Source organism: Corallococcus sp. AS-1-12 (genome assembly GCF_020036995.1).
GTDB lineage: Bacteria > Myxococcota > Myxococcia > Myxococcales > Myxococcaceae > Corallococcus.
On sequence record NZ_JAIQDD010000043.1, the window covers coordinates 21,765 to 42,202 of the forward strand.

A 20,438-nucleotide genomic window follows, 5' to 3' on the forward strand; every position below is an offset into this window, starting at 1 on the left:
CAAGGAGCCAACCATGAAGGCCTATTCGCTCATGCAGTGGCGGCAGCCGGCCGCCTTCCGGGAGGTGGAGGTGCCGGAGCCGGGCCCCGGCGAGGTGTTGATCAAGGTGGGAGGCGCGGGCCTGTGCCACTCGGATCTGCACCTGATGGACTGGGAGGCGGGGACGCTGGACTACCGGCTGCCCTTCACGCTCGGCCATGAGAACGCGGGCTGGGTGGAGAAGACGGGCGCGGGGGTGACGGGCCTGCGCGCGGGGGATCCGGTGCTGGTCGCGGGCCACTGGGGCTGCGGCCGGTGCCACCGGTGCCGGCAGGGGATGGAGAACTACTGTGAGCGCCAGGGCCAGATGCCGTACGCCGGCGGAGGCCTGGGGCGCGACGGGGGCCTCGCGCCCTACCTGCTCGTGCCGTCCTCGCGCCTGCTCGTGCCGCTGGAGGGGTTGGATCCGCGCCAGGCCGCCCCGCTCGCGGACGCGGCCCTCACGTCGTACCACGCCATCAAGCGCTCGCTGCCGCTGCTGGGCGCGGGCTCCACGGCGGTCGTCATTGGCGTGGGCGGGCTGGGGCAGATGGGGGTGCAGGTGCTGCACGCGCTCACGGGCGCCCGGGTGGTGGCGGTGGACACGTCCCCCCGCAAGCTGGAGATCGCCCGCCGCGACGGCGCGGACGAGGCCGTGCTCTCCGACGCGGCCGTCGAGCGCGTGCGGGAGCTCACCCACGGCAAGGGGGCGGAGCTGGTCGTGGACATGGTGGGCACCGAGGGCACGCTCCAACTGGCGGCCGGGATGGCGCGCACGCTGGGGCACCTCACGCTCGTGGGGCTGGGCGGGGGCACCCTGCCGGTGGGCTTCTTCCGCGTCCCCTACGAGTGCTCCGTGGCGACGACGTACTGGGGCTCCATCCCGGAGCTGATGGAGGTCGTGGCGCTGGCGGAGGCGGGGCGGATCCGCACGGAGGTGGAGCTGGTCCCCCTGGAGCAGGTGGAGGACGCCTACCGGCGCCTGCGCGCGGGCGCCATCGCGGGCCGCGCGGTGGCGACGCCGAACGGCTGAGGCGTGGCGGCGGATGGCGGAGTCCTCGTGACGCGAAGGAGAGGGGCATGCACGTGACGGATGAGGCGCAGACCACGACCTCGCTGCGGTTCCTGGGGGCGGCGGGCACGGTCACCGGCTCCAGGTTCCTGCTGGAGCGGGAGGGCCGTGGGCGGTGCCGGGTGCTGCTCGACTGCGGCCTGTTCCAGGGTCTCAAGGGCCTGCGCCAGCGCAACTGGGCGCCGCCGCCGTTCGACCCGGTGACGGTGGACGCCGTGGTCCTCAGCCACGCCCACCTGGACCACTCGGGCGCCCTGCCGCTGCTGGCCCGGGGGGGCTTTCGCGGCCCCGTCCACTGCACGCCGGGCACGGCGGACCTGCTGGAGCCGCTGCTGCTCGACGCCGCGTACCTCCAGGAGGAGGACGCGGAGCGGGCCAACCGCCACGGCTACTCGCGGCATCAGCCCGCGCTGCCGCTCTTCACGGTGGAGGACGCGCGGCGCGCGCTCGCGCTCGTGCGCACGCACCCCTACGGCACGCCCTTCGCCGTGGGGGAGGGGCTGGAGGTGACCTTCCGGCGCGCGGGCCACATCCTCGGCTCGGCCACGGTGGACGTCGCGTGGGGGCGGGGGGGCGCCGCGCGCCACCTGGTCTTCTCCGGCGACCTGGGGCGTCCGGGCCGCCCCATCCTGCGCGACCCGGAGCCGGTGCCCGGGGCGGACGTGCTGCTCCTGGAGTCCACCTATGGCGACCGCGTGCACGCGGCCTTCCCGGAAGAGCACCTGGCGCGCGTCATCACGCGCACGGTCCACCAGGGCGGCGTGGTGGTCATCCCCGTCTTCGCGGTGGGGCGCGCGCAGGAGCTGCTCTGGACGCTGCACCGCCTGAGGGACGCGCAGCGTCTGCCGAGCGTCTCCGTGTTCCTGGACAGCCCCATGGCGCAGGACGTGACGGCGCTCTACTGCCTGCACCCGGAGGACCATGACGTGGACATGCAGCGGCTCGTCGCGCAGGCGCGCTGCCCGCTGTGCGCCTCGGAGCACCACTGGGTGCGCACGGCGGAGGCGTCCCGGGCGCTCCTGGAGAGGACGGACCCCCGGGTCATCCTCGCGGCCAGCGGCATGGCCACCGGCGGCCGGGTGCTGCACCACCTGAAGCGCCTGCTGCCGGACCCGCGCAACACCGTCGTCTTCGCGGGCTATCAGGCCGCGGGCACCCGGGGGCGCGCGCTCCAGGATGGCGCGGCCACGGTGCGCATCCACGGGCAGGACGTCCCCGTGCGGGCGGGGGTGGAGACCGTGGACGGCCTGTCGGCGCACGCGGACCGGGAGGAACTGCTCGACTGGCTGCGCACCTTCCCGCGCCCGCCGCGCGAGACCTGGCTCGTCCACGGGGAGCCCGCCGCCAGCGAGGCGCTGGCGAAGAGCATCCGCGAGCGGATGGGGTGGCGCGTGCGGGTGGCGCGCGATGGAGAGCGCGTGACGCTGGAGTAGCCAGGCCCGCCGCAGCGGCGGCCGGGCCTTGTCAGCGCGGGAGCACCTGCTCGGCCCGGACCTCCGTCGCGTCCAGGGGCTCGCCCCGCTCGAAGCGGCGGATGCTTTCGAGCGTGGTGCGGGCGATGGCGCCCAGGGCTTCACGGGTGAGGAAGGCCTGGTGCGCGGTGATGAGCACGTTGGGGAAGGTGAGCAGCCGCGCGAGCACGTCGTCCTGGAGCACCTGGCCGGAGAGGTCCTGGAAGAAGACGCCCTCCTCTTCTTCGTACACGTCCAGCCCGGCGGCCCCCAGGTGGCCCGACTTGAGCGCCGCCAGCAGGGCCTGGCTGTCGATGAGCGCCCCTCGGCCGGTGTTGATGAGCATGGCCCCGGGCTTCATCCGCGCGAGCGCCGCCGCGTCGATGAGGTGGCGCGTGCCGGGCGTGAGGGGCACGTGCAGGGAGAGGATGTCCGCCCGGGCCAGGGCCTCCGGGAGCGCCACGGGCTCCAGGTGCAGCCCCCGCGCGTCCTCTTCCTTCAACTGGGGGTCCACCGCGAGCAGCCGGCAGCCGAAGCCGTGGAAGATGCGGGCGGTGGCGCGGCCGATGCGCCCCAGCCCCACCAGCGCCACCGTCTTGCCGTGCAGGTCGAACCCCACCAGCCCGTCCAGCGAGAAGTTCCACTCGCGCACCCGCGCGTAGGCGCGGTGCACCTTGCGGTTGAGCGCGAGCACGAGCGCCGCGGTGTGCTCGGCCACGGCCTGCGGTGAGTACTCGGGCACTCGCACGACGGTCAGCCCCAGCCGGGCGGCCTCCGCCAGGTCCACGTGGTTGAAGCCCGCCGAGCGCAGCGCCACCAGCCGCGTGCCCCCTGCCGCCAGCGCCTGGAGGCACGGGCCGTCCAGCCGGTCATTCACGAAGGAGCACACCCCGGGGAAGCCCGCCGCCAGCCCCACCGTCTGGAGCGTCAGGCGGGGCTCGAACCAGGTGAGCGCGTGGCCGAATCCGGCGTTGGCCTCCTCGAAGGCGGCGCGGTCGAAGCGGTGGGTGTCGAAGAAGGCGATGCGCATGGGCGTGTCCCCTGGCGGCGCGGCGAAGGCGGCCGCGGATTCCCGGCGGACTCTGCATCCGCCATGCTCGGCGGGGACACCGGCCCCGGGGACGGGTGGGGCGCAAGCGTTGCGCGGTGCACGGGGGCCGGGGTGCAACTCCTGCGGGGCCCCGCGCGCACGGCCCGGGACAAGGCTGGCATGCATCCTGTAAAGCGCTGGGGGTGGGCCGCGCGGCGTGGGGGGCCCGGGACGCGATACGGGAGACGGAGGACGCTCGATGAATGCCACGCATGACGAGGCGGGCCGGCGGTTGCGCCAGCGGTGGCGGGCCCTGCTGGAGCTGAGGCGCAAGCACCGGGAGCTCTTGCGCGAGGTCACCGGCACCGGGGCCCCGGAGTGGGTGGACCGCGCGGTGGCCCTGGAGGAGACGCGGCTGCTCGACGCGCTCGACGCTCGCGAGGCCCGGACCCTGGAGGCGCTGGAGCGCGCGCTGGCGCACCTTCCTCAGGACGGCCGGCCCCGGTGCGAGGCCTGCGGCGCCCTCATCGAGCCCGAGCGGCTCCAGGTCCTGCCCGAGGCCCGGTGCTGCCCCTGGTGCGCGGCGGGCGGACGATGAGCCCGTCGCCCAAGGCTCCGGTCGCCATCGGGTGGTTCGCGCTGGGGTACTTCGCCTGCTACCTGCCCTACAGCGCGCTGACGAAGGCGCTGAGCCTGGGCGCCCTGCCGGGGATGAGCGCGGGGCTGCCGGGCTTCGTGCTGCTGCCCTCCACGTCGCTGGCCACGCTCGCGGGGATGTTCGCGTACCTGACGTGGAGCGGCGCCTTCCAGCACGCGGGGCGGCGGCGCTTCGGGCCGGTGAGCCTGCCCTGGCCGGGGCGCTGGACCTTCCTGTCGGGCCTGTGCACCACGGGCATCATCGCCACCACCACGCTGGCGTACACCTTCGACGGGACGTCCATCGTCTTCATGATGCTGCTGATGCGCGGCGGCGTGCTGGTGCTCGCGCCGCTGGTGGACGCGGTGAGCGGCCGGAGCGTGGCGTGGCCCTCCCGGGTCGCGCTGGGGCTGAGCCTGGCCGCGCTGCTCGTCGCGACGGGGCCGGGCGCGGAGCCGCGCCTCTCCCTGGTGGCGGGGCTGGACTGGGCGGTCTACGTCGTCAGCTACTTCGTGCGGCTGCGCTTCATGAGCCGGCTGGCGAAGAACCACGTGCCCGGCGCGCGCGAGCGCTACTTCGTGGAGGAGCAGATGGTGGCCGCGCCCGCGCTCGTCGTCCTGCTGGCGCTGTGGGCCTTCGCGGGCGTGGGGGGCGCGGCGGAGCAACTGCGCGAGGGCTTCACCGGCATGTTCACGCGGCCCACGCTGGCCGTGGAGCTGGCCGTGGGGCTCTTCTCCCAGGGCAGCGGCATCTTCGGGGGGCTGGTGCTGCTGGATGCGCGGGAGAACACCTTCACCGTGCCCATCAACCGCGCCTCCAGCGTGTTCGCGGGCGTGGGCGCGACGGCCGTGCTCTCCGCGTGGCTGGGGCTGCCCGGCGTGGGCGCCCGGGAGCTGGCGGGCGCCGGGCTGGTGACGGTGGCCGTCGCGGTGCTCGCGCTGCCGGGCGTGCTCGCGGCGCGGCGCAAGCGCTCCGCCTCCGTGTCCCTTCCCCCGGCCTCCTGAAGCCCGCGCGCACGAGGACCCCATGCCCGTCGACCCCATCACGACCCTGGCGCTGCGGATGCTCCTCTCCCGCCGGGACGCGCTGCGTGCAGCGCGCGCGGCGGTGGCTGCCCGGCCGCCCGCGCGGGGAGCAGGCCTCCCACCGCGCGAGCTGGAGGAGGTGGAGGCGGCGCTCGAGCGCATCGCGCAGGGCCGCTTCGGCGGCTGCGAGCGGTGCGGGGGCGCCATCGGCCGGCAGCGGCTGCTCGCCGTCCCGGAGGCGCGCTGCTGCCTGGCATGCGCGGACGCGCGGGCCCGGGACGTGAACGCGTGAAGACCCCGGGTCCAGGTCTGGTAAGCAGAGGCATGGCCCCAGAACGCATCCTGGTCGTGGATGACGAGGTGAACGCGCGGCGCGCCCTGGCCACCCTCCTCTCGGAGGAAGGGTACGAGGTCCGGGAGGCCGCGGACGGCGCGGAGGCGCTCGCCGCGCTCCCGGACTTCTCACCCGCGCTGGTGCTCACCGACGTGCGGATGCCGCGCATGGACGGCGTCACCCTGCTGCGCCGCGCGAAGGAGGACGGCAGCGACGCGGCCTTCGTGATGATGACGGCGTTCGCCACGGTGGAGGCGGCGGTGGAGGCCATGCGCCTGGGCGCGGAGAGCTACCTCACCAAGCCGCTGGACTTGAACGCCGTGCTCGTCGTGCTGGGCAAGGCGCTGGAGACGCGCCGGCTGAAGCAGGAGACCCGGCACCTGCGCGAGCGGGTGGCGGAGCGCTTCCGCGTGGGCAGCATCATCGGGGACGCGCCCGAGCTCCAGGGCGTCTACTCCCTCATCCACCAGGCGGCCCCCACGCGGGCCACGGTGCTCATCCTGGGGGAGAGCGGCACGGGCAAGGAGCTGGTGGCCCAGGCGCTGCATGAGCTCAGCCCGCGCAAGGCGCGCCCCTTCATCAAGGTGCACTGCGCGGCGCTCAGCGAGGGCCTGCTGGAGAGCGAGCTGTTCGGCCACGAGCGGGGGGCCTTCACCGGCGCCCAGGCGCGCAAGGAGGGCCGCTTCGAGCTGGCGGACGGGGGCACCCTGTTCCTGGACGAGATTGGCGAAATCTCCCCGGCCGTGCAGGTGAAGCTCCTGCGCGTGCTGCAGGGCCGCGAGTTCGAGCGCGTGGGCGGCACGCAGACGTTGAAGGTGGACGTGCGCATCGTGGCGGCCACCCACCGCGACCTGGAGGCGGAGGTGAAGGCGGGCCGCTTCCGCGAGGACCTCTACTACCGCCTCAACGTGGTGGCGGTGACGCTGCCGCCCCTGCGCCGGCGCAAGGCGGACATCCCCGCGCTGGTGAGCCACTTCATCGAGCGCTGCAACGGGGTCCACGGCAAGGCCGTGAAGGGGCTGGCGCCCGGCACCCTGGAGGCGCTGATGAGCCACGACTGGCCGGGCAACATCCGCGAGCTGGAGAACGCGGTGGAGCGCGCGGTGGTGCTCGCGCGGGGAGAAGAGCTCACGGCGGACGACCTGCCGCCCGTGCTGCGCGGCCCCCGCCCCAGCGCCGGGGGCGGCGACCGGCTCATCCCCGGCGCGACGCTCGCCGCCATCGAGCGCGAGGCCATCCTCCGCACGCTGGAGATGGTGCAGGGCTCCACCACGCGCGCCGCGGAGGTGCTGGGCATCAGCGTGCGGAAGATCCAATACAAGCTCAAGGAATACGGCGGCGGTGGCGCCGGCCCGGACGAGGAGCCGGCCGCGTCGTAGGCGCGCGCACGGGGAAGGGATTCGCCATGGAAGCCGGACCTGGAGGCGAGACGGAAGACATCCTGGAGGAGCTCCAGCACTACGTGGGGTTCACCGCCAGCGACGGGGAGGCCCTGCGGGAGCTGCACCCCATCGCCTGCGCGCACTTCGAGCGCATCGCGGACGTCTTCTACCGGCGCATCCTGGAACACCCGGGGGCGCGCGAGGCGCTGGAGGGCGGCGAGAGCCGGGTGGGGCACCTCAAGGTGACGCTCCAGGACTGGATGGGGTCGCTGCTGCTGGGGCCGTGGGACGCGGCCTACTTCGAGCGCCGTTGCCGCATCGGCCGGGTGCACGTGCGCATCCACCTGCCGCAGCACTACATGTTCGGCGCCATGAACCTGCTGCGCCAGGAGCTGACGGCGGTGATGGAGGAGGCGCTGCGCGGCGACCCCGCCCGGGCCTCCCGCCTGGGCCGGGCGCTGGGGAAGATCCTCGACCTGGAGATCGCCATCATGCTGCACACGTACCGCGAGGACCTGCTGGCCCAGGCCGCCCGGGCCGAGCGGCTGGCGACGTTCGGGCAGCTCGTGGGCTCCATCGGCCACGAGCTGCGCAACCCCCTGGGCGTCATCGAGACGTCGCTCTTCATCCTCAAGGGCCGCCCCGCCGCGAAGGACGACGCGCGCGTGACCAAGCACCTGGAGCGCATCGGGGAGCAGGTGGAGGTCGCCAACCACATCCTCACCAGCCTGCTGGACATGATCCGCTCCCGCCCGCTGGTCCGCGCGCCGCTGCGGCTCGCGGAGGTCTGGGCCTCCGCGCTGGAGGCCGTCGCGCCGCCCCCGCGGGTGCGCGTGCGCGAGGAGGGGCTGGAGGCCCTGCCCCCGCTGGAGGGGGACGCGGTGCAACTGCGGCAGGTCTTCGTGAACCTGCTGCAGAACGCGGTGCAGGCCCTGGGTGAGCGCGAAGGCGAGGTGCGGCTGACGGCGGACGTCCCGGAGGACGGGGCGCGCCGGGTCCGCCTGGTGCTGGAGGACAGCGGCCCGGGCCTGGATCCGGCCATCCGCGCGCGCGTCTTCGAGCCGCTGATGACCACGAAGGCGCGCGGGCTGGGGCTGGGCCTGGCGCTCGTGCGGCGCATCCTCGAACGGCATGGAGGCGGCATCGCGTACGCTCCCGCCGAAGCCGGAGCCGGGCCGGGAGGGGCCCGCTTCGTGGTGGAGCTTCCCCTGACGCCGGAGCCGTCCTGATGCGCCGCTTCCTGTTGGTGGATGACAACCGGGCCTTCGCGGAGAACCTGGCGGAGATCCTGGAGGACGAAGGCCACCAGGCCACCGTGGTGGACCGGGGCGAGGCCGCGCTCCAGGCCGCGCGCGAGGTGCGCTACGACGTGCTCATCACCGACATGTGCATGGCCGGGATGAGCGGCGCCGCGCTGGTGCACCACCTGCGTCAGCGGGACCCGGGGCTCGCGGCCATCGTCGTCACCGCGCACCCCGGGGAGGCCGAGCTCGCGTGGGCGCGCGCGGAGGGCGTGCTCGCGGTGCTGCCCAAGCCGGTGCCGGTGCCCGCGCTGATGGAGCTGCTCACGCGGGCCCGCCGCGACGGGCTCGTCATGCTGGTGGAGGACGACGTCCACCTGGCGGACAACCTCACGGAGGTGCTGCGCGAGCGCGGCTTCACGGCCGTGGTCGCGCGCTCGGTGCCGGACGTGGCGGGGCTGGCGGCCGTCCGCCCCTTCGCGGCGCTCGTGGACCTGCGCGTGCCGGGCGGCCCCGACGGCGAGGCGCTGCGCCGTGTGCGGGAGCGCTTCCCTGGCACCACCCCGTTCGTCGTCACGGCCTTCCCTGAAGCGCTGCCCCCGGACTTCGAGGGCCGGTGGGTGCGCAAGCCCTTCGACACCGGGGCGCTGCTCGCCGCGCTGGAGCACGTGCACGGAGACCGCGCGTGACGGGGACGGGGAGCGCGGGGGAGCGTCCCCGGGTGCTGGTGGTGGATGACAACGCGGCGTTCCTGGACAACATGAAGGAGCTGCTGGAGGACCAGGGCTACGTCGTCTCCAGCGCGACGAGCTGCGCGGGGGCGCTGGAGCGGGCGCCGGCGGGCTTCGACGTGGCGCTGGTGGACGTCCGGCTGCCGGACGGAGAGGGCTCGTGGCTGGCCCCCCGGCTCAAGGCGCTGGTGCCGGACGGAGAGGTGGTGCTGCTCACGGGCCTGGGCATGCTGGAGGCGGCGGTGGCCGCGGTGCACGCGGGCGCGTGCGCGTACCTGCTCAAGCCCTGCGCCACGCCGGAGCTGCTGGTGACCCTGGAGCAGGCGCTGCGCCAGGTGCGGCTGCACCGCGAGAAGCGGGCGCTGGCCCGGCGCGCGCAGGTGTCGGAGAAGCTGGCCGCGGTGGGCACGCTGACCGCGGGCCTGACGCATGAAATCCGCAACCCCCTCAACGCCGCCACCCTGCAGCTCACCGTCCTGGAGCGGCGCGTGCGCAGGCTGGAGGAGGCCGTCCAGGGGCCGCTCCTGGAGCCGCTGCTGCTGGTGCGGGATGAGATCCGCCGCCTGGACCACATCCTCGAGGACTTCCTCCAGTTCGCCCGTCCCCGCGAGTTCAGGTCGGACGTCGTGGCGGTGGCGCCGCTGTTCGAGCGGGTGGCCAGCCTCCTGTCCTGGCAGGCCGAGCAGCGCGGCGTGACGCTGGAGGTGGAGCCGCCGGGCGCGTTGGACGTGTGGGGCGAGGAGGAGCGCCTGCGCCAGGTGCTGCTGAACCTGGCGCTCAACGCGCTGGAGGCGACGCCCTCGGGAGGCCGGGTGCGCTTCAGCGCGAGCGTGCGCGGCGAAGAGGTGGCCCTCTTCGTGGACGACAGCGGGCCCGGCGTGCCGCTGGAGGCGCGGGGGAGGCTCTTCGAGCCCTTCTTCACGACGAAGGCGAGCGGCAGCGGGCTGGGGCTCTCCATCGTGCACGCCATCGTCACCCAGCACGGCGGCACCCTCCAGGTGGAGGACGGGCCGCTGGGCGGCGCGCGCTTCAGCGTGCACCTGCCAGCGGCCCCGGGGACGCAGCCGCGCTGACGGGGCTCAGGGCGCGGCCGGCGCGGGCGTCACGCCGACGGTCCGCGTCTTGCCGTCCTTGTCCACCTCCAGCTTGAGGCGCGGGGTGCCCTGGGCGTCGTGGATGACGATGCTCGCCACGCCGTCCACCACGCCCATCGTGATGCGCTCCTTCCAGTCCTTCCGGAAGGTGACGGTGGGATTTTCCTTCTCCAGGCCCATGCACATGGCCTCGTAGCTCTCCGTGCTGTCGAAGCAGAGCCCGCGGAAGTCAATGGAGTCGATCATCGCCAGTCCTCCAATCTCCTGCCCGGTGGGACTGAGGAACTGGAGGCCGTAGGCGGTGACGGCGCGCTTCAGGCCCTGGGGGTCGGGCATCGGCGCCGCGATGCGGATGCGCGTCTGGCCGTGCTCGTCGACGACGTTCAGCTCCCGGACGGAGAGGGACTCCGCGGGGCGGGTCGCGGCGGTGCCTCCCGCGCACGCGCCCAGGACCAGCGCGGAGGAGGTGACAGCGGCCAACACGAACGGACGGAAGGAGGAAGAGGTCATGAGGGGAAAGCTAGACGCAGGCTCCGCCGCTTTCCCCCGGGGGAGTCCATCCTTCCGTCACGGCTGTGTCATGGGCGCGGCGCCCTACGCGGGCAGCGTGCCCTGGCCGGTGGCCAGCGTGTTCATGAAGGACTTCACCTTCTGCACGTAGGTGGCGTCGCCGGTGCCGGCGGGGATGGCGTCCGGGTTGCTCCGGTCCACGCCGTTGGGGCCGGAGTTGTAGGCGCGCAGGGCCAGCTCATCGCTGCCGAACTGCTCCTTCATGTCCTTCATGTAGAAGGCGCCCGCCAGGATGTTGGTCTCCGGGTCGGAGAGGTCCTTGCCCTGGAGCTCCGGGTGCTTCGCCTGCAGCTCCCCGTAGGTGTTGGGGTTGACCTGCATCAGGCCGGTGTCCGTCAGGCCGTTGCCGCCGTTGGTGGAGACGGCCTCCAGGTTGCCGCGCGACTCCTGCCAGATTTGCGCGGCCAGCATCTCCGCCGGCACGCCCGTCTTGGCGGACGCGGACTCGATGGCGCCCCGGAACTTCTCCAGCCCCGGGGGCAGGTTGCCGCCCAGCTTCGAACCGCCGCTCGAGGACGAAGTCATGGGCCCCACGACGCCGGTGTTGCCGTTGAGCGCCACGGGAGGACGGCTGGAGTCCTGCGGCGTGAAGCTGCTGTCGGAGAAGGGCTGCGGACCCGCGCCGCACCTGTTTCGCGGGGCGCCCTGCTCACCCTGGAGCCCCTGCGCGGCGCCCGGCACGGCCTGCGCCACCAAATGCACCACGGAGGACAGCACCGTCAGCGTGTCCTGCAGCAGCTTGCCCAACTGCGCGCCGTTGCCGGAGCCGGCGTCGAAGCCGTCCTGCTGGAGCGCCGCGAGCCCCGGCGAGCCCGGCTTCTGGCCGGAGGAGAACCCATCCACGCCCCCCGGACGGCCCGCGGCGCGAGGGGCGGCGGCGTCCTGCACCGGCATGCGGAACATGGAAGCGGAGGGGCTGCGGAGGGGCGAGATGGCCATGGCGGGGGACCTCGAAGGGGATGGGGATTTCGTTGAAGCGATGCGGGACCCCATAGCAGCCGGTGTGCCAGCCCCCAGCGGCCCGACGGACGCGGGCAACCGCTGGATTTCACGGGCAACACGAAGGGCCGCCGGGGCCCGGGCCTGGTGACTCCCGTCACCGCCCCGATGCCCTTCGTCATCATCCGAACCCACCGTCACCCGGGGCATGGCAGGGGGGCGGAGCGTCGTGCAGAACGCTCCCATGGCCGACATCACCCACCGCACCGTCCCGACGAATGGCATCCACCTGCACGTCGCCGAGGCCGGCCAGGGCCCGCTGGTCCTGCTCCTTCATGGCTGGCCGGAGTCCGGGTACTCGTGGCGCCACCAGCTCCGCGCGCTCGCGGACGCCGGCTACCACGCGGTCGCGCCCGACGTTCGCGGCTACGGCCAGAGCGACCGGCCCGAGCCCATCGAGGCCTACAGCATGAAGCAGCTTCTGGCGGACTTCGTGGGGCTGCTGGATGCGCTGGGGGAGAGGACCGCGGTGGTGGTGGGCCACGACTGGGGCTCGGCGATGGCGTGGAACTGCGCCGCGCTGCACCCGGACCGCTTCCGCGCCGTCGTGGGCATGAGCGTGCCGCACCTGGGCCGCACGCCCCTGCCGCCCACCCAGCTCTTCCGGCGCGTGTTCGGGGACACGTGGTTCTACATCCTCTACTTCCAACAGCCGGGCGTCGCCGAGGCGGAGCTCGAAGCGGACATCCCGAGGACGCTGCGCATCACCCTGGGCGGCACCGCCGGCTTCGACACGCAGGAGGAGGCCGTGAAGTCGCGCCACAAGGGCGACGGCTTCCTCACCGGCCTCCAGGCGCCGGACGCGCTGCCCTCGTGGCTCACGGAGGCGGACCTCGCGCACTACGCGAAGGAGCTGGAGCACAGCGGCTTTCGCGGCGGGCTCAATCGCTACCGCAACATGGACCGCGACTGGGAGGAGTTGCCCGAACTGGCGACGGCCGTCATCCCACAGCCCGCCCTCTTCATCACCGGGGAGAAGGACCCCGGCCGCGCCTTCGCTCCGCTGGACGCCATGAAGGCCCTGGTGCCGCGGCTCCAGGACGTGCTCGTCATTCCGGGCGCGGGCCACTGGATCCAACAGGAGCGCCCCGAGGAGGTGAACGCCGCCCTGCTGGCGTTCCTGGGGTCACTGCCCGCGTGAAGCCCCGTGCCGGGGCAGGCGCACGGTGAAGGTGGTGCCTGCCCTGACGGTGGAGGTGACCTCGACGGTGCCTCCGTGGGCCTCCACCAGTTGCTTCACGATGTAGAGCCCCAGGCCCACGCTGCGGCCGGTGGAGTCCACCTCCGACGTCGCGCGCTTCAGGGGCTCGAAGATGCCGGGCAGCTTCTCCGGCGGGATGGGCGGGCCCTGGTTGTGGACGGACAGGGACACCCACCCGTCCTCGCCCCGGGTCGTCACCTGCACCGGGCTGGCCTCGGGGCTGTACTTGAGGGCGTTGGTGACCAGGTTCTGCACCACCTGGGCCATCCGCTCGGAGTCCCACACTCCCGTCGCGTCGCCCCGCGCCTGCACCCGCAGGGTGCGGCCGGGATGCGCCGCATCCACCTGGTCCAACACCTGCCGGGCCACCTGGTGCAGGTCCGACGCCCGGGGCGCGATGGGGATGCCCGCGCCCAGCCGGGCCTGGGTGAAGTCGAGCAGGTCTCCCACGAGCCGCACCGCGCGGTGCACGGCGGCCTGGATGCGCAGCACGGACTGGGCGGTGCGCGCGTCGAGTTCGTCGCGGCGGGCCATGGCGCCCACCGTCAGGTGGATGGCGTTGAGCGGGGTGCGCAGGTCATGGCTGACGATGCCGATGAGCTGCTGCTCGAAGTCGACGCGGTCCTGGAGCTGCCGGGTCAGGACGGCCGCGCGCTGGTGTGCCTTCACCTCGTCCGTGGCGTCCCAGGACACGCCCATGAACCCCTCGACGGCGCCGTCCGGGTCCCGCATGGGCACGTGAGTGAAGTTGAAGTAGCGCTCCACCCGCTCGCCCGTGTCCGGACAGGAGAACTCGAAGCGCTCCTCCGTGAAGACGCGGGGCTCTCCCTTCTGGAAGACGGGGTCGCAGGCCTTCGCGATGATGGACGGCCCCCAGGCCTCCGGCAGCACGTCGACCAGGGGTCTGCCGAGCACCTCCTCGCTCCCGCGCTCCCAGAAGTGGCACTGGACGGGGTTGGCGAACTGGATGACGTGGTGGGGGCCCCGGAAGATGGCGATGCCCACCGGGGCCTTCTCGAAGATGGCGTAGAGCTTGCGGCGCTCCTTCTCCGCTTCCGCGTGCGCTGCCCGCTCCCGGGCAAGCAGCGCCTCGCGCTCCTCCTCCGCCAGCTTGCGCCCGGTGACGTCCTGCGTGACCTTCACGAACCCGCAGGGCAGGCCCGCGTCGTTGCGCAGGAGCCACAGGTCGATCTCCGCGATGAAGAGGCTCCCGTCCTTGCGCTGCCGGGGCTCCTCGCCCTGGTAGTGCCCTGTCTCGAAGGCCTCCCTCAGCTCCTCTTCCGGGCGCCCCAGTTGGCGGTACTCCTCGGGGAAGAGCATGCGGAAGTGCTGGCCCATGACCTCCTCGGCGCGCCAGCCCTTGATGTGCTCGGCGCCCGGGTTCCAACTGAGGATGTGTCCTTGCAGGTCGATGCCGAAGATGGCGCGGTCCTTCGCGCTCTGGACCAGGAAGCGGAAGAGCACATCCGTGTTCGGCCCTGCGCGCGTGCACTCCATGCGAGCCACGGTCCCTCCAGCCCGTGAAACACGCGAGCCCCGAGCCGCCGTTCCCCCGGGGTGGAACCGCGTTGCTCGCGCGGGCCGGGGCGTGCGCCGGACACGCCCTGCGAGGGACTCGGCGCCTCGCCCGCTCAGTCCTGCGCCGTGGGACGGACAATCACCTCGCCCACGTCCACGTCGGCGGGCTGCTCGATGGCGTAGGCCATGGCCCGGGCAATCGCATCCGGAGGGATCGCGAGCCTGTCCCGGACCTCCTCGAACCGGGTCCGGAGCTCTGGATTCTTCACGTGCTCCAGGAAGTTCGTCCGGGTCATCCCGGGGGAGATGACCGTCACCCGCAGCCTGGGGCCCGCCTCCTGGCGCAGCCCTTCGGAGATGGCGCGCACGGCGAACTTCGTCCCGGCGTAGACCGCCTGACCGGGGACGATCCGGTGCGCGGACGTCGACGCGGTGTTGATGAAGTGCCCGAAGCCCTGCTCGCGGAAGACGGGCAGCGCCGCGGCGATGCCGTACAGCACGCCCTTGATGTTGGTGTCGATCAGCTCCTCCCAGTCGTCGACGCGCAGGTCGTCCAGCGGAGAGGTCGCCAGGCTGCCCGCGTTGTTGATGAGCACGTCCAGCCTGCCGAACCGCTCGCACGCCAGGCGGACGAGCCCGGAGACGTCCTCGCGCCGTCTCACGTCGATCCGCGCGGAGAGGGCCTCGCCTCCCGCCTTCGTGATGCGCTCCACCACCGGTCCCAGCCGCTCCAGCCGCCGCGCGCCGAGGATGACCTTCGCTCCACGCCCGGCGAGCAGCAGCGCCGCCGCTTCGCCAATGCCGCTGCTGGCTCCGGTGATGGCGATGACCTTGTCCTGGATGCCTGACATGACGCCCTCCTGCCCGGCCAGGGGAGAGGGGAGGGCCGGGCCTGCGATGCAAGACGTAGCCATGCCAAGGCGCTCCGGGCTTGGGCGTTGTTGGCATGCCGTGCAGGTCAATTTCGCCCAAGCCGGGGGGAAGTCCCGTCCCTAGACTCCAGCCGTGACCGCGCTCCCTCACGCCGTCGTGGATGGTCCCCTGTCCATCCAGACCTTCCTGTTCCCGGAACTGCCGGGCCTGCGGCTGGTGCGCTACCGGACCGACGGGCGGCTGCTGCGCTCCGTGAAGGAGCGGTTCTCCGTGATGCTGACGCAGCGGGGGCACGCGGAGTGGTGGGGGCGGGGCCGGGTCCACGCCTCCTCGCCCCGGACGGTCGACCTCAAGCAGATGGGCGAGGTGCACCGGGACCTGCGCCGCGACGGACCCGCCCGGTTCCAGGTCATCGCCTTCGACGAGCCGCTCGTCACCGGGGCCCGCGAGGCGTTGGGCGCGCCGGCCTCCGCCCGGCTTCGCCAGCTCCAGCTCGAAACGACACAGCCCGAGGCGGCCGGCTTCGTGCGCCTCCACGCCGTGCTGGATGCGGGCCTGGAGGGACGCGCCAGCGCCCTCGCGCTCCAGACGGCCCTGGCCGAAGCGCTCTCCTCGTTGGTCGGGTGTCTGGAGCGTTCAGGCGCGTCGGAGCGGCGCTACCGCTGGCCCATCCGGCGCGTGGTGGAGGCGCTGCACGAAGCCATTCCAGGGGGCATCACCCTGGAGTCGCTGGCCCATCAGGTGGGCTGGAACCGGTTCCACCTGTGCAGGGCCTTCCGCGAGGCGCTGGGCATGCCTCCGCACGCGTACCTCACCCACCTGCGTGTCTCGCGAGCTCAGCGGTTGTTGTCACAGGGGCTGGCGCCCGCGGAGGTCGCCCTCCAGGTCGGGCTCTGTGACCAGAGTCAGCTCAACCGGCACTTCAAGCGCATCGTCGGAATCACGCCGGGGCAGTTCGCGCGCGCCGTGCACTGAGTCCGCCAGGGTGTGGCCCTCTCAGGAGGGCTCCCGGAAGACCGCTTCGATGTTGTTGCCGTCCGGGTCCAGCACGAAGGCGGCGTAGTAGCCGGCGGGATGGCCCGTCTCGACGCCGCGCAGCCCGGGCGCCCCGTTGTCGGTTCCGCCCGCCGCCACCGCGGCCGCGTGGAAGGCGTCGACCTGGGCGCGGCTCGTGGCGGCGAAGGCCGTGTGTTGCTTCACGCCGTGGGGGTGGAAGCGGTCGATCCAGAAGATGGGGTAGTCGCGGCCATAGCCAACGCCGTCCGCCCCGGTGTCCTCGGGGAGCTGCATGGCGCGGCGGAGTCCGAGCGCTCCCAACGCCGCGTCGTAGAAGACCGCCGAGCGGGCGACGTCCGCGACGCCAATGCCGGTGTGATCGATCATGGTCCCCAGTGTATGGGCGCGAAGTCGCGCTCGCGCATCCGGCCGTCGAGGCTCGGGTCGACGGTGTTGCCCAAGGAAATCCCCCGGAGTGGCCGTCGCTGCCTTCTGGCTGCGAGCGAGTGTCGGGCGCAAGGAGCCCGGAAGGCCACGGGCGAACCCTGGGAGGCACTCCAGCGCAATGCACGGCGGTCCAGAACGCCAGCCGTCCGGAGGCGAGCCGCATCGAGACGCCGAGGGGCTCCTTCGCGCGCTGGTGGCTCCCGGCCAACTGGGGCGTCGGGATGAGGCCGGCGCTGTAACCTTTATTCGTTCTCTATTCGTCCTCGTTCGTGGTGGCCGTTGGATGCCCGGAATGCGCCGGGCGTCGGGATGAGGCCGGCGCTGTAACCATTATTCGTCCTCGTTCGTGGTGGCCGTTGGATGCCCGGAATGCGCCGGGCGCTGGGATGAGGCCGACGCTGTAACCATTATTCGTCCTCGTTCGTGGTGGCCGTTGGATGCCCGGAATGCGCCGGGCGCCGGGATGAGGCCGGCGCTGTAACCATTATTCGTCCTCGTTCGTGGTGGCCGTTGGATGCCCGGAATGCGCCGGGCGTCGGGATGAGGCCGGGGCTGTAACCTTTCTTCGTCCTCGTTCGTGGTGGCCGTTGGATGCCCGGAATGTGCCGGGCGCCGGGATGGAGGACGGACATGCAGGCGAAGAAGGTGGCCGTGGTGGGCGGGGGGCTGGGCGGCCTCACGGCGGCGGCGCTGCTCGCGCGAGGCGGCTGTGAGGTGACGGTGTACGAGCGCTCCAAGCACCTGGGAGGGCGGGCGCGGACGACGGAGGTGGACGGCTTCCGCTTCAACCTGGGCCCGCATGCCCTGTACCGGGCGGGCGCGGCGTTTCGGGTGCTGGAGCGCCTGGGGGTGAGGCCCACGGGAGGCGTTCCGAATCAGACGGGCTCCCATGCGCTGGTCGCCGGCCGCCTGCACACGCTGCCTCGGGGCGCCGTGACGCTGATGACGACGGACGTGCTGTCGGTCGCCTCGAAGCTGGAGGTGGCGAAGCTGTTGGCGGGGCTGGCTCGAATCGACACGCGGCCGTTGGGCGCCATGTCGATGCGGGAGTGGTTGGAGACGCGCCTGACGCGAAAGGACGGTCGGGCACTCGTCGGGGCGCTGATCCGCGTGTCCTCGTACTGCGCGGACTTCGAGGCGCTCAGCGCGGAGGCGGGGCTGAAGCAGCTCCAGTGCGCGACCGCCGCGAACGTGCTGTACGTGGACGGAGGGTGGAGCACGTTGGTGGATGCGGTGGAGCGGCTGTGCCGCGAGGCAGGGGCCCGGCTGGAGCTGTCCGCGCGGGTGGAGGCCGTCGTCCTCCAGCAAGGCGGCAAGCGGGTCGAAGGTGTGCGGCTCGCGGACGGCACGGTGCACCGCGCGGACGCGGTGGTGATGGCGGGGAGCCCCGCGGACGTGGCGGCGCTGGTGCCGGGGGACGCGGTGCTCGCGCGGGAGGCGAGGGAGGCGGTGCCCATCCAGGCGGCGACGCTGGAGCTGGGGCTGTCGGCCCTGCCGAGGCCGGATGCGTTGTTCGCGCTGGGACTGGATGGGCCCTGGTACGCGTCGGTGCACTCGGCCTCCGCGAAGCTGGCCCCGGAGGGGGGCGCGATGGTGCACGTGGCGAAGTACCTGGGCGGCGCGGACACGGAGGCGAGCGAGGCGTCGTTGGAAGCCGTGATGGACGCGCTCCAGCCGGGCTGGCGGGAGAAGGTGGTCGCGCGGCGGTTCCGTCCATCGCTCACCGTCAGCGCCGGGCTGCCCCGAGCCACGAACGGCGGACTGTCAGGACGCCCATCGGTGGAGGTGCCACACGTGAGCGGGCTGTACCGGGTGGGCGATTGGGTGGGAGCGGAGGGCATGCTCGCGGACGCATCCCTGGCAAGCGCCGAGGCCGTGGAGCGAGCCCTGGCACAACGCGCCAAGGAGCCTCAACGCCGCACCGCGGGAGCATGAGCTGAAAGGGACCACGGACGAAAGGGCACCGCGCAAGGTGCCATCTCTGAACCGCGAGCGCCGCCCGGCACGGACTCACGGACCGGAGGAGCACCGGAGCCACACGGTGCAAGCCTGAAGGAATTGAACGCAGAGGCCCCAATCCATCAGCCATGAGCGCCGTCCCCATGAATGAGAACGTGAGAACCCTGCGATGGATCAGCCCAGCGTGCACCTTCGAGGCGCCGCGCACGAACCTGTCCGACAGTCGGACAAGTTTGGGCGACCACTGCCCGACGGCTCTCAGCCCATCCAAGCAGCAGAACCCAGTCCGGAAGTCGGACCCATTTTGAGGACTGCTGCCCAGCGGCTCCCGAGCCACCGGGGCGGAGGAAACCAGTCCGACAGTCGGACCAGTGTGAATGGCCACGGAATGGGGCCCCGCCCCATCCGAGCGCCGGAAACCAGTCCGACAGTCGGACAGGTTTGGAGGACCACGGCCCCAGCGGCTCCCTCGCCACCGGGGCGGAGGAAGCCAGTCCGACAGTCGGACAGGTTTGAAGGACCACGGCATGGGCCTCCCGCTCCATCCGGCCTGCGGAAACCTGTCGGACAGTCGGACAGGTTTGGAGGCCCGTGGCCCCAGCGGCTCCTGCCCCATCCGTGCGCCGGAAACCTGTAGGACAGGTTTGGAGGCCCGTGGCATGGGGGCCCCCGCGACCTACCCGGGCGGTGAAAGCCAGTCCGACAGTCGGACAGGTTTTGCGCGCTGGCTTGGGGCTCCCCCTTCATTCGGGCAGCGGCATCCTGTCCGACAGTCGGACAGGTTTTGCGGTCCCGCCGGGCGGGGGCAGGCTGGGGGGCTTTGTTTCACCTGGCATCGTGACGCCCCGGAGTGGCGCAGGGATTGCTGGAACGTGAGGGCTTGAACCGGATGGATTCACAGGCGCGAGGCGCATTGGGGCAGGCCGCACGCGAGCACGAGCGCTTCCTGTGGGGGCTCTGCTACCGGATGACCGGCGTGGCGGCGGACGCGGATGACCTGGTGCAGGACGTCTATGCTCGCGCGCTCGCGACGCCTCCGGAGCACCTGGACATGCTGCGCCCCTGGTTGACCCGCGTGGCGGTGAACCTGTCCCGAGACCTCCTGCGACGGCGCCGCCGCGAGGGCTATGTCGGCCCCTGGCTGCCTTCACCGGTGGAGACCGGCGACGAGGAGGTCCCCCCCTCGGTGGAGGCGAGGCTCCCGGACGGCGGCTCGACGGAGGAGCGCTATGAATTGCTGGAGAGCGTCTCCTTCGCCTTCCTCCTGGCGCTGGAGGCCCTGTCTCCCAAGCAGCGAGCGGTGCTGCTGCTGCGCGATGTCTTCGATTACTCGGTGCCGGAGGTGGCCGAGGCGCTGCGCATGAGCGAGGCGAACGTGAAGGTCGTGCACCACCGCGCTCGGGCGGCCATGGCCGCGTATGACCAGGCACGTTGCGTGCCTACTCGCGACGTGCAGGCTCGCACTCGGGCCGCGCTGGAGGCCTTCCTGGGCGCCCTGGTGGCGGGAGACGTGGCCACCGCGGAGGCACTGCTGGCCTCGGATGTCCGTGCGCTGACGGACGGAGGCGGCAAGGTGCGCGCGGCCCTGGTGCCCATCGTGGGCCCCCAGCGCGTCGTCCTCTTCATGAGACGGCTGATGGAGATGCGGGGCCCACCCGTGGCGTGGGAGGCGCGGATGCTCAATGGCCTGCCCGCCGTGGTGGCGGTGTTCCATCCAGGAAGGGATCCGCTCCTGTCCCTGCGCACCGTGCTTCGCGCGGAGGTGGACGCCAGCGGGCGCATCCATGCGCTGCATTCCGTGGTGGTGGACCGGAAGCTCACGGGCGTGCGCATGCCCGTGCCTGAATGACCCGGAGCTCT

19 protein-coding genes are annotated in these 20,438 nt (G+C 72.6%); 13 read left to right on the forward strand and 6 right to left on the reverse strand.

Annotated elements, in window-relative coordinates; genetic code table 11:
• Positions 1-13: 13 nt before the first annotated feature.
• Positions 14-1,051 (forward strand): NAD(P)-dependent alcohol dehydrogenase, encoded by a 1,038-nt coding sequence (locus K8556_RS36690; RefSeq protein WP_223744784.1) that lies wholly within the window; start codon positions 14-16, stop codon positions 1,049-1,051.
• A gap of 47 nt (positions 1,052-1,098) precedes the next feature.
• Positions 1,099-2,523 (forward strand): MBL fold metallo-hydrolase RNA specificity domain-containing protein, encoded by a 1,425-nt coding sequence (locus K8556_RS36695; RefSeq protein ID WP_223744785.1) that lies wholly within the window; start codon positions 1,099-1,101, stop codon positions 2,521-2,523.
• 31 nt (positions 2,524-2,554) lie between these two features.
• Here the strand turns inward: K8556_RS36695 and K8556_RS36700 are convergent, their stop codons facing one another.
• Positions 2,555-3,571: a 2-hydroxyacid dehydrogenase gene (locus K8556_RS36700; RefSeq protein ID WP_223744786.1), complete on the reverse strand. Its 1,017-nt coding sequence runs from the start codon at positions 3,569-3,571 to the stop codon at positions 2,555-2,557.
• Positions 3,572-3,830: 259 nt separating this feature from the next.
• Between K8556_RS36700 and K8556_RS36705 the strand changes: the two genes are divergently transcribed.
• From K8556_RS36705 to K8556_RS36740, 7 genes are read left to right on the forward strand one after another with little or no spacing between them, the layout of a single operon-like run.
• A complete protein-coding gene (locus tag K8556_RS36705; RefSeq protein ID WP_223744787.1) occupies positions 3,831-4,169 on the forward strand; it encodes a hypothetical protein in 339 nt (112 codons plus the stop codon).
• Positions 4,166-5,212, forward strand: coding sequence for a hypothetical protein (locus tag K8556_RS36710; RefSeq protein WP_223744788.1), 1,047 nt, complete (start codon positions 4,166-4,168; stop codon positions 5,210-5,212). Before K8556_RS36705 ends, K8556_RS36710 begins: the two co-directional genes overlap by 4 nt.
• A 22-nt stretch (positions 5,213-5,234) precedes the next feature.
• Entirely contained in the window at positions 5,235-5,525 is a 291-nt protein-coding gene (locus K8556_RS36715; protein ID WP_223744789.1) for a TraR/DksA C4-type zinc finger protein, read from the forward strand.
• A 32-nt stretch (positions 5,526-5,557) separates the two neighbouring features.
• Positions 5,558-6,946, forward strand: coding sequence for a sigma-54 dependent transcriptional regulator (locus tag K8556_RS36720; RefSeq protein WP_223744790.1), 1,389 nt, complete (start codon positions 5,558-5,560; stop codon positions 6,944-6,946).
• Between the two features lie 26 nt (positions 6,947-6,972).
• Positions 6,973-8,178, forward strand: a complete 1,206-nt coding sequence (locus tag K8556_RS39605; protein ID WP_304504033.1) for a sensor histidine kinase — start codon at positions 6,973-6,975, stop codon at positions 8,176-8,178.
• On the forward strand, positions 8,178-8,879 hold the full coding sequence (locus K8556_RS36735; RefSeq protein WP_223744791.1) for a response regulator: 702 nt from the start codon (positions 8,178-8,180) through the stop codon (positions 8,877-8,879). Before K8556_RS39605 ends, K8556_RS36735 begins: the two co-directional genes overlap by 1 nt.
• Positions 8,876-9,994, forward strand: coding sequence for an ATP-binding protein (locus K8556_RS36740; protein WP_223744792.1), 1,119 nt, complete (start codon positions 8,876-8,878; stop codon positions 9,992-9,994). The genes K8556_RS36735 and K8556_RS36740 overlap by 4 nt, the downstream gene beginning before the upstream one ends.
• 6 nt (positions 9,995-10,000) lie before the next feature.
• Here K8556_RS36740 and K8556_RS36745 read toward each other — a convergent pair whose 3' ends face one another.
• Positions 10,001-10,525, reverse strand: a complete 525-nt coding sequence (locus K8556_RS36745; protein WP_223744793.1) for a hypothetical protein — start codon at positions 10,523-10,525, stop codon at positions 10,001-10,003.
• Between the two features lie 84 nt (positions 10,526-10,609).
• Positions 10,610-11,524, reverse strand: a complete 915-nt coding sequence (locus tag K8556_RS36750; RefSeq protein ID WP_223744794.1) for a lytic transglycosylase domain-containing protein — start codon at positions 11,522-11,524, stop codon at positions 10,610-10,612.
• A 244-nt stretch (positions 11,525-11,768) separates the two neighbouring features.
• On the opposite strand from K8556_RS36750, the gene K8556_RS36755 reads away from it, so the two are divergent.
• A complete protein-coding gene (locus K8556_RS36755; RefSeq protein WP_223744795.1) occupies positions 11,769-12,725 on the forward strand; it encodes an alpha/beta fold hydrolase in 957 nt (318 codons plus the stop codon).
• Here K8556_RS36755 and K8556_RS36760 read toward each other — a convergent pair.
• A complete protein-coding gene (locus tag K8556_RS36760) occupies positions 12,711-14,282 on the reverse strand; it encodes an ATP-binding protein (protein WP_223744809.1) in 1,572 nt (523 codons plus the stop codon). The two genes, K8556_RS36755 and K8556_RS36760, sit on opposite strands and share 15 nt — an antisense overlap.
• A 134-nt stretch (positions 14,283-14,416) precedes the next feature.
• Entirely contained in the window at positions 14,417-15,154 is a 738-nt protein-coding gene (locus K8556_RS36765; protein ID WP_223744796.1) for an SDR family oxidoreductase, read from the reverse strand.
• A 154-nt stretch (positions 15,155-15,308) separates the two neighbouring features.
• On the opposite strand from K8556_RS36765, the gene K8556_RS36770 reads away from it, so the two are divergent.
• Positions 15,309-16,151, forward strand: coding sequence for an AraC family transcriptional regulator (locus tag K8556_RS36770; protein ID WP_223744797.1), 843 nt, complete (start codon positions 15,309-15,311; stop codon positions 16,149-16,151).
• Positions 16,152-16,172: 21 nt separating this feature from the next.
• Here K8556_RS36770 and K8556_RS36775 read toward each other — a convergent pair whose 3' ends face one another.
• Positions 16,173-16,559, reverse strand: coding sequence for a VOC family protein (locus K8556_RS36775; protein WP_223744798.1), 387 nt, complete (start codon positions 16,557-16,559; stop codon positions 16,173-16,175).
• A gap of 690 nt (positions 16,560-17,249) precedes the next feature.
• Here K8556_RS36775 and K8556_RS36780 point away from each other — a divergent pair.
• The gene (locus tag K8556_RS36780) at positions 17,250-18,554 is read left to right on the forward strand and encodes an NAD(P)/FAD-dependent oxidoreductase (protein WP_223744799.1); all 1,305 of its coding nucleotides are present in this window, start codon (positions 17,250-17,252) and stop codon (positions 18,552-18,554) included.
• 913 nt (positions 18,555-19,467) lie between these two features.
• Entirely contained in the window at positions 19,468-20,427 is a 960-nt protein-coding gene (locus K8556_RS36785) for a sigma-70 family RNA polymerase sigma factor (RefSeq protein ID WP_223744810.1), read from the forward strand.
• Positions 20,428-20,438 lie beyond the last annotated feature (11 nt).

Bases quoted from the DNA above. Each gene is read 5' to 3' on its own strand.
- K8556_RS36785 (WP_223744810.1), top strand. From the start codon at position 19,468: ATGGATTCACAGGCGCGAGGCGCATTGGGGCAGGCCGCACGCGAGCAC.
- K8556_RS36775 (WP_223744798.1), bottom strand. From the start codon at position 16,559: ATGATCGATCACACCGGCATTGGCGTCGCGGACGTCGCCCGCTCGGCG.
- K8556_RS36720 (WP_223744790.1), top strand. From the start codon at position 5,558: ATGGCCCCAGAACGCATCCTGGTCGTGGATGACGAGGTGAACGCGCGG.
- K8556_RS36695 (WP_223744785.1), top strand. From the start codon at position 1,099: ATGCACGTGACGGATGAGGCGCAGACCACGACCTCGCTGCGGTTCCTG.
- K8556_RS36760 (WP_223744809.1), bottom strand. From the start codon at position 14,282: ATGGAGTGCACGCGCGCAGGGCCGAACACGGATGTGCTCTTCCGCTTC.
- K8556_RS36735 (WP_223744791.1), top strand. From the start codon at position 8,178: ATGCGCCGCTTCCTGTTGGTGGATGACAACCGGGCCTTCGCGGAGAAC.
- K8556_RS36715 (WP_223744789.1), top strand. From the start codon at position 5,235: ATGCCCGTCGACCCCATCACGACCCTGGCGCTGCGGATGCTCCTCTCC.
- K8556_RS36690 (WP_223744784.1), top strand. From the start codon at position 14: ATGAAGGCCTATTCGCTCATGCAGTGGCGGCAGCCGGCCGCCTTCCGG.
- K8556_RS36705 (WP_223744787.1), top strand. From the start codon at position 3,831: ATGAATGCCACGCATGACGAGGCGGGCCGGCGGTTGCGCCAGCGGTGG.
- K8556_RS36765 (WP_223744796.1), bottom strand. From the start codon at position 15,154: ATGTCAGGCATCCAGGACAAGGTCATCGCCATCACCGGAGCCAGCAGC.
- K8556_RS36710 (WP_223744788.1), top strand. From the start codon at position 4,166: ATGAGCCCGTCGCCCAAGGCTCCGGTCGCCATCGGGTGGTTCGCGCTG.
- K8556_RS39605 (WP_304504033.1), top strand. From the start codon at position 6,973: ATGGAAGCCGGACCTGGAGGCGAGACGGAAGACATCCTGGAGGAGCTC.
- K8556_RS36750 (WP_223744794.1), bottom strand. From the start codon at position 11,524: ATGGCCATCTCGCCCCTCCGCAGCCCCTCCGCTTCCATGTTCCGCATG.
- K8556_RS36755 (WP_223744795.1), top strand. From the start codon at position 11,769: ATGGCCGACATCACCCACCGCACCGTCCCGACGAATGGCATCCACCTG.
- K8556_RS36700 (WP_223744786.1), bottom strand. From the start codon at position 3,571: ATGCGCATCGCCTTCTTCGACACCCACCGCTTCGACCGCGCCGCCTTC.
- K8556_RS36780 (WP_223744799.1), top strand. From the start codon at position 17,250: ATGCAGGCGAAGAAGGTGGCCGTGGTGGGCGGGGGGCTGGGCGGCCTC.
- K8556_RS36745 (WP_223744793.1), bottom strand. From the start codon at position 10,525: ATGACCTCTTCCTCCTTCCGTCCGTTCGTGTTGGCCGCTGTCACCTCC.